The sequence below is a fragment of the Rhodopseudomonas pseudopalustris genome (assembly GCF_900110435.1).
GTDB classification, from domain to species: domain Bacteria; phylum Pseudomonadota; class Alphaproteobacteria; order Rhizobiales; family Xanthobacteraceae; genus Rhodopseudomonas; species Rhodopseudomonas pseudopalustris.
Map to the genome: position 1 here is coordinate 609,458 of NZ_FODT01000002.1, position 6,871 is coordinate 616,328.

A 6,871-nucleotide genomic window follows, 5' to 3' on the forward strand; every position below is an offset into this window, starting at 1 on the left:
GTTACCGCTTCAAGTTCTGCTCAGCATGTGCGGGATCCGATTGTTCTCTGATCCGCGATTGACGGCCCGTAGGCCAAGAGCCAGATCAGAAAGGCCGATGCCCAGGTCAGCGACGCCAAACCATGCGCCGGTCCGGGCAGGCTTAGCCCGCCGAAGTCCGGCGCAACGCGCAGCACCAAGCCTACAACCAGCACCAACAGTGCTGCTTTCGCCGGGCGGCCAAAAGGCAGCGTTCGGCCGGTATGCATCAGGCCGGCGATGCAGAATACCGACAACACGCCCAGCCCAAGCCCGCCCATGGTGACGACATGGAGAGCGTTGGTCTCGGCAATCGGTAGCCCGAGCCGGCCCCCGCCGACCAGCAACAGCCCCGCGCCGGTGAGCGCGCTGGAGCCGGCGAGCGCGAGAATTTCGGCCCGCCACATCTCCCGGCCGACGAAGGACTCGGTCACGCGGTCCATGAACGCCGCTCCGGCCGCGATCCACAGAAAGCCCGAGACCGCCGGGGACAATCCCTGCAACTCGCCCGCGATCGCGATCGCGGCAAGCCCCGCGCCGAGATTGAGACGGCCCGGATGCGGCCGGTAGGGTGACGTCTGTTCGCTGGGGTCGAGCACGAGATTGGTGACGGGGACCGTGATACGCGCGATCGCAAGCCCCAGCAGACCGCACCAAACGAGCGTGAGAACGCGGGTCATCGTCTGCACGAGCGCCAGATCCGACATCCAGAAGGCGAAGCGCAAGGCCAGACTTGCCAGTAGCAGCGTCGCGATCCAGCCCGCGAAGGCCAGCAGCCGCGTGGTCCGCTTGCGCCACGAGACGGTGAGCAGATAGAGCACAAGGGCAAACAGCCAGGCGGCGTCCAGCAAGGCCGCGACCGGTGTCAGCATGTCGGCGCCGAGCAGGCCGACAATCCGCGGGCCTGCCCATAGGCCGGCAAGAACGAACAGAGGGCCGTTCTGGAGACGCCTGGTATCCGTCCATTCCGGGACAGCGGTGGTCATGAACCCGATCAGGGCGGCGCCGAAGCCGCCGATCAGCATCTCCTGTGCATGCCAGATGCCGGCCGGCATCGTCCTTGCTAACGGCAGGTCGAGGCCATGAAGCAGCGTCCAGAGCACGGGCGAAAGCGCCAGATGCAACGCCGCGAGCGGAAAGAAGATACGAAATCCCTCGTCGCCCAGAATTCGGAGAAGCGGCATGCGATATCCCGCGAGGGTATCTGTCCCGAATGCGACCGTCATGCCACGTTCCGTTCGTCGACATCGTTGATATGGCAGAACAGCGGGTCGTCGTTCAGGAATTGCTGAACCGTCTCGAACACCACGCGATCTTCGCGCAGCCCGGGCGTCCCCGGCAAGCGACGTTGGCCGGCGATGCCGCGGCCATGCAGATCGAGCACCGCAATGCGGTGCGCGATCCGGACCGCCTCGATCAGATCGTGGGTTATGAACAGCGCCGCGAAGGCTTGTGCGGTCGCTGCGGCGATCACGAGGTCCTGCATGCGGCGCTTCAGCGCCTGGTCGAGCGCGGTGAAGGGCTCGTCGAAAAACACGAAGTCCGGCTCCACCACCAGGGCTCTGGCGATCGCCGTTCGCTGTCGCATGCCGCCGGAGAGTTCGACCGGGAATTTACCAAGGTCGTCACGGTCGAGCGCCACTTTGTCGGCGGCAACAAGCACCCGTTCCCGGCGCTCCGCCCGCGAAACGCCGGCGAGGCGCAGCGGGTAGGCGATGTTGTCGGCCGCGGTCGCCCACGGCATCAGCCGCGGCTCCTGAAATACCATGCCGTGGCGGGTGTAGTCGCGCGTCACACGGCCCCGCAGCGGATCGACGATCCCGACAGCGATGTGCGCGAGCGTGCTCTTGCCGCAGCCGGATGGACCGACCAGCGCCACCAGCTCGCCCGGCTCGATCGCAAGATCGACCGCGTCCAGTACGGTGCGGCCGAGATAGGCATGGCCGATGCCGTTGAGCTTCAGCGTGCTCATCGCTTCACGCCCCAGGGTCGGGCGGCCTCGCGCCAGCGTTCAAAAGTCGATCTGATCGGATGCACGACGCCGTATTCGACCGCGATGAGAGCGCCAACCGCGATCATCACCCAGGCCAGCGCCGTCGCCACATCGAGGTTGGATCTGGCGCGCGCCAGCGCGCCGCCGATGCCGCCGGTGTTGGCGAGCAGTTCCGCCATCACCGCGACCTTGAAGGCCGAGCCGAGCGAAATGGTGAGGGCAGGGAAGACGTGAGCGGCGACATGGCGCATGCCGACTGTCCTGACACGTTGCCAGCCGCTGGCGCCGAACGCCTTGGCCATGTCGTCGAGACCGCGGTCGCGGCTGGCCACCCCCTCGGCCGCGCCGACGAACATCAGCGGCGTGGCGGCGATCGCGATGGTGACGAGCACGGTTCCGTCGGTCGAGCCGAACCAGATCATCGCCAGCACGATCCAGGCGATCGGCGGCACGCCGAGGATGACGGTCAACAGCGGCCGCGCCAGCCGCAACGTGGCGGCCGAATAGCCGGCGATCAACCCGAGTGTCGTTCCCAGGACCGTCGCCAAAACAAATCCCTGCAAGGCACGTCGGATCGTCTCCAGCGCGGTCGACCAGTTGTGCGGGTCCGTGAGGATCGTGCCGGCCGCCGACAGCGTCGCCAGCGGGGCAGGCAGGATGAAGTCGCCATAGGCTTCGTGCCCGGCCTGCCAGAGTGCGGCGAGCAAGGCGAGCGCCGCGACGCCGGCCCAGCCGCCCCAGAGGAAACGAAGCGCTGCAAGCGAGCGATCGGAGACGAGGCCCGGCACGGTCACAAGTAGAAGTCCTTGTCGGGCAATCGACCGCCCAACATGGCGAGATCGGCGCCCGCGGCGCTTGTGAACATATGCTCGAGGTCGGCGCGGGCGTCGCGGGCGGCGACGCAGACGAGATTGGAGTGCGGAATCGCCTGCTGGATGATCGGCAGCGGCAATTCGAAGTAAGCGGCGGAATGGCCGGCGGCGACGGCGGGGGCTGCATTGACCTCCGCGGTCGCCTTGACCAGCGCCTCGTGCAGCTGTGTCACGAGAGCCGGGTTTGCGGCCTGGAAGGCGGTGGTGACGGCAAGCCCCGCCTGCGGCAGGATCGACGATCCGCCCGCCACTTTTGCCCATTCGGCCTGCACGTCCATCACGCGATGGATCACCTGGCCTGCGATCTTGCCGCGCAGGATGGCAGCGGTGGCGGCAGGTTCGGGAACCAGTGCGGCATCGATGCGTCCGGCGAGCAGAAGCTGGATGGCCTCGATCGGCGATCCGGTACTGCTGACCTGCAGATCCCTGCCGGCTTCCATCCCGTGGCTTCGCAGCAGGATATTCGACAGGAATTCGGGCGTGTCGTTGCGGAAGGGGACGGCGAGACGCTTGCCTTTGAGCGCGGGGAAACTGCTCAGCGAGGGATCGGCGGCAATGACGTAAAGCAATCCGTGGGTCATGACGTTGACGAGCCGGATGCCGAGACCGCGATTGTAGAGATTCGCCGCCGCAGCCGTCGGCATGATGACGAGCGGCATGGTGCCGGAGGTGAGCCCGGCGCGCATCTCGTCCGGATCGCGCCACGCCCTGAACGTCGTCTTGTCCGCGAGAAATGACACCGCGCCAGTGGCCACGGCATGAGCGAGTGTGATCGAAGGCCCCGCCGGCGGACCGGTGAGCACGATTTCCCGCAGCGCAGCGGCAGAGGCGTGGTTCGGCCACAGCGGCAGCGCCGCGCACGCGCCTGCGGCAGCGAGGACCCTTCGTCGGCTGATGGGCGCAGTCATGAAACGCCTCCTGTTGTCGTTGTGTCATCAATCAAAGCGGAGCGCGGGATCATCACGCTTCTACGGAAAACGAACTCTCCCTTTCGATCAGAACGTCGCTTTGATTCCTGCATAGAATCCCCGACCATCGCCCGGCAGGAACGCCGCCTGATCCGCGCGCGCCTGATCGACGACCAGCGTCGAGGAGGCATAAGTCTTGTTGAAAAGATTGGTGACCTCGCCGAACACGCGGAAGTGTTTGTCGATCTGGTATTCGCTGCGTAGATCGACGACCGCATAGGCATCGGCATAGAGCGTGTTCATGTTGTCGACTGGAACCTTCGCCGGGCTCCAGCGCACCGCGCTTTGCATCTTCCACGCATCGGTCGCTTGGAACTGCAGTTGAGCATAAATCAGATGAGGCGGAGCGCCTCCCAGCCGGTTGTTGCCGCGCAAGGAGTCGTCGACGAAACGGAAGTCCTGGTAGGTGTAGGCAATGCGGCCCGACAAACGCTCCGTGATCTTGACGCCGGCGCCGAGTTCGACGCCGAAATGCGTCGTCCGGTCGGCATTGATGGCGCCAAGCGAAGCTCCGGTGACGTCGCGCAGCGAGAGCAGCTCGTTGTCAACCCACGAGTAATAAGTGACCACATCCCAGGAGAAGCGGTCGGCACGGCCGCGCCAGCCGCCTTCGACCGTGTTGGCGGTCTGCGCCTTGAGGTTCGGCGTCGCGAACGCCGCGGACACAAATGCCGGATTGGCCGGATTGGGACGGCCGGGACTGGAATTCGGAGTGCCGTTCACGGTGGCGATCAAGTCGTCATGCGTCGGCGGCTCGAAGCTGTGACTGCCGGCGATGAAGAAGGTCTGCAACGCATCGGGACGATAGGACAGCGCCAGGCTCGGACTCCAGCCGGAATATCTGCGCGAGTAGCTGGTGTCCTGGGTCGGCACCGAGCCGTTCGGCAGCAGGGTGGCTGGTGAAGCCGGGCTGTAGGCAATCGTCGACCGGCGCGCCAGACTGTACTGATCGTCATTGTCGCGGGTGGCGTAGGCGTAGGAGATTCCCGGCGACAACACGAACTGCTGCCACACGGGCAGATTGGCGCCGGCGAACAACGCCAGCGTCTGCGCGCGCAGCTCGCTGGCGCCGAATTGTGCGCCGGTCTGACCGCCCTGGTTGAGGAAATTGCCGCGGTCGGCCGAGCCGACGGTGTATTGCGCGGTGGTTTCGAACAGCGGCAGCAGCGCGTCGACCGGGTTGTAGGCGTAGCGCAGCAGGCCGGTGAAATCGCCGCCCTTCGTGGTGCGAACACCCGAAGAGATCGGAAAACGGAAGGTGTCGTCGGTGTAGGTGTAACCGAACGCGACATCGATCAGATGCGCGTCGAACGTCGCCGTGGTGCGGTTGCCGACCAAGAACTGGCTCGCGTCCCGCCGGGGCTTGTCGCGGACGACATTGGGGCCCGGATTGATCGAGGTGCCCGCATTGACTGTCGGCCCGGTGGCGACCTGCCGCGGGTTGGCGTATAGCGCATTCTTGGTCAACGGACCCGCGACGTCAAAACCGAGGTCGGTATAGCCCATGAAGACCCGGGTCCTGACGTTTTCGGAGAGCGCCACGCCGACATTGCCGTTGACGCTCACACGTTCCGACGAGTTGTAGTCCCGGAATCCGCTGCGATGGCCCGTGTCGAATTGCAGCAGACCGTCGGCATTGTCTTTCTTGAATCCGGTCTGCCCGCTGGTGTTGATCTGACCGAAGCTGCCGCCGCTGACGGTGAGTTGCGATCCTGGTTGGGTCGAGCCCGTCGGTGAGACAAAATTGATGGCGCCGCCGAGCACGGTCGCGCCGAGGCGATTGGCCATATAGCCGCGATACACCTCGAGCGACTCCGCCTGCCGAGGATTGGCAAAACCGACAATATAGGAGCCGTCAGCGCGATTGATCGGCAACCCGTTGAAAAGTACGAGAACGCCTCGCTCGACCGGGTTCTGCTGAAGGCCGGAGCCGCGAATCTGGATTCGTGGCTGGTCGTTCCCGCCGAAAAAGCTTTGCACAACGACGCCAGGGACGCCGCTCAATGCCGCCGCCAGCGTCGGATTGCCGGCGTTGGCGTAGTCCTGCTGGGGAACGAGCGCGACGCCGCCGGGCAGAACAGTGAAGCGGTTGCGGACCTTGTCGGCTGCCTGCTCGGAAAGATTGGTCAGCGCCGGCTCCGGCGCCATCGGCCGCGTGGGTAGCGAGGTTCGCGCGCGCGCCGGTGGTCGGACCGGCCGTCGCGACTCCTCGACCACGATCGTCTCTAGGCTGATCGTCGATCCCGGTGTTGCCGATTGCGCCAGACAGGCATGGCTGACTGACGACAGCAGCAGCGCCGCAGGAATTGCCAGCAGTCGTCTCCGGCCAACTCCTCGCTGGTCCCGACCCGCGACGACGACGGCCTCGGCATGTGTAACGACGTTCATTCCAATACCCCTGATCGTTCACTGACATCTGTGCCGGCTCGGCGCTGCTTGGAGTCGATCTAAATCGACCGAATCAAATGTGAGGAGACGGCAATTCGTGCGAATTTGCCGCGCTGGGATTGATCCGCGCGCGGCAACAATTGCGTCTTTCTCGTCAGGATTTGATCTCGATGGCAGTCAGGCTTTCTCGATCGGCGTTGAGCCTACAAGTCGTTGCCTGGAGGCTGGTTGCGCTAACGCAAACAATTGGCGATTCAGACTCGTATTTGAGCGGAGTGTCACTACTTCAATTCCAAAGAGGGGCGTGGTGTTTAGAAAGCTTCAAATAATGGAGGCCAGATCGATCGCTACGGCATATTAGCGAGTGTCGACAATTGGTGTCGATCGGCGACGATCGCGCGCGCGGCGTCGTTTAGCAGGCTGTTGAAGAAGTCCGGCATTCATTGGGATTGAAGGCTGCAGTCGTTCGACATGCGACGGCTTCAGCTTTGAGTGCGGATGGCCTCGCTGTCTTGGGGAGCTTCACGCCGCTGCTCCCAGGAGCTTTGGTAGGCGGATCAGATTGTAAGCCGCCAGCGCCAGGTTGAAGGCGGCGTCGACCCGGTCGCGGCCTCGCAACTTGACCTTGGCGA

At 64.6% G+C, this 6,871-nt stretch carries 5 protein-coding genes; all 5 read right to left on the reverse strand.

Translation table 11 applies throughout. The features are described 5' to 3' along the window. Positions 1–20 precede the first annotated feature (20 nt). The 5 genes from BMY71_RS06210 to BMY71_RS06230 all read right to left on the reverse strand — a co-directional run bounded on the left by BMY71_RS06210 (position 21) and on the right by BMY71_RS06230 (position 6,239). On the reverse strand, positions 21–1,244 hold the full coding sequence (locus BMY71_RS06210) for an NnrS family protein (protein WP_244525987.1): 1,224 nt from the start codon (positions 1,242–1,244) through the stop codon (positions 21–23). Continuing rightward, positions 1,241–1,990, reverse strand: a complete 750-nt coding sequence (locus BMY71_RS06215) for an ABC transporter ATP-binding protein (protein ID WP_092682416.1) — start codon at positions 1,988–1,990, stop codon at positions 1,241–1,243. The genes BMY71_RS06210 and BMY71_RS06215 overlap by 4 nt, the downstream gene beginning before the upstream one ends. After that, the gene (locus BMY71_RS06220; protein ID WP_244525988.1) at positions 1,987–2,805 is read right to left on the reverse strand and encodes an ABC transporter permease; all 819 of its coding nucleotides are present in this window, start codon (positions 2,803–2,805) and stop codon (positions 1,987–1,989) included. Before BMY71_RS06220 ends, BMY71_RS06215 begins: the two co-directional genes overlap by 4 nt. Further along, a complete protein-coding gene (locus tag BMY71_RS06225; RefSeq protein ID WP_092682419.1) occupies positions 2,802–3,791 on the reverse strand; it encodes an ABC transporter substrate-binding protein in 990 nt (329 codons plus the stop codon). Before BMY71_RS06225 ends, BMY71_RS06220 begins: the two co-directional genes overlap by 4 nt. Before the next feature lie 87 nt (positions 3,792–3,878). Next, positions 3,879–6,239 carry a TonB-dependent receptor family protein gene (locus BMY71_RS06230; RefSeq protein WP_092682420.1) on the reverse strand — a complete coding sequence of 787 codons (2,361 nt, stop codon included), beginning with the start codon at positions 6,237–6,239 and terminating at the stop codon, positions 3,879–3,881. Positions 6,240–6,871 lie beyond the last annotated feature (632 nt).

Coding starts and splice junctions, on each gene's coding strand:
- BMY71_RS06210 (WP_244525987.1), bottom strand. CDS start 1,244: ATGACGGTCGCATTCGGGACAGATACCCTCGCGGGATATCGCATGCCG.
- BMY71_RS06215 (WP_092682416.1), bottom strand. CDS start 1,990: ATGAGCACGCTGAAGCTCAACGGCATCGGCCATGCCTATCTCGGCCGC.
- BMY71_RS06225 (WP_092682419.1), bottom strand. CDS start 3,791: ATGACTGCGCCCATCAGCCGACGAAGGGTCCTCGCTGCCGCAGGCGCG.
- BMY71_RS06230 (WP_092682420.1), bottom strand. CDS start 6,239: ATGAACGTCGTTACACATGCCGAGGCCGTCGTCGTCGCGGGTCGGGAC.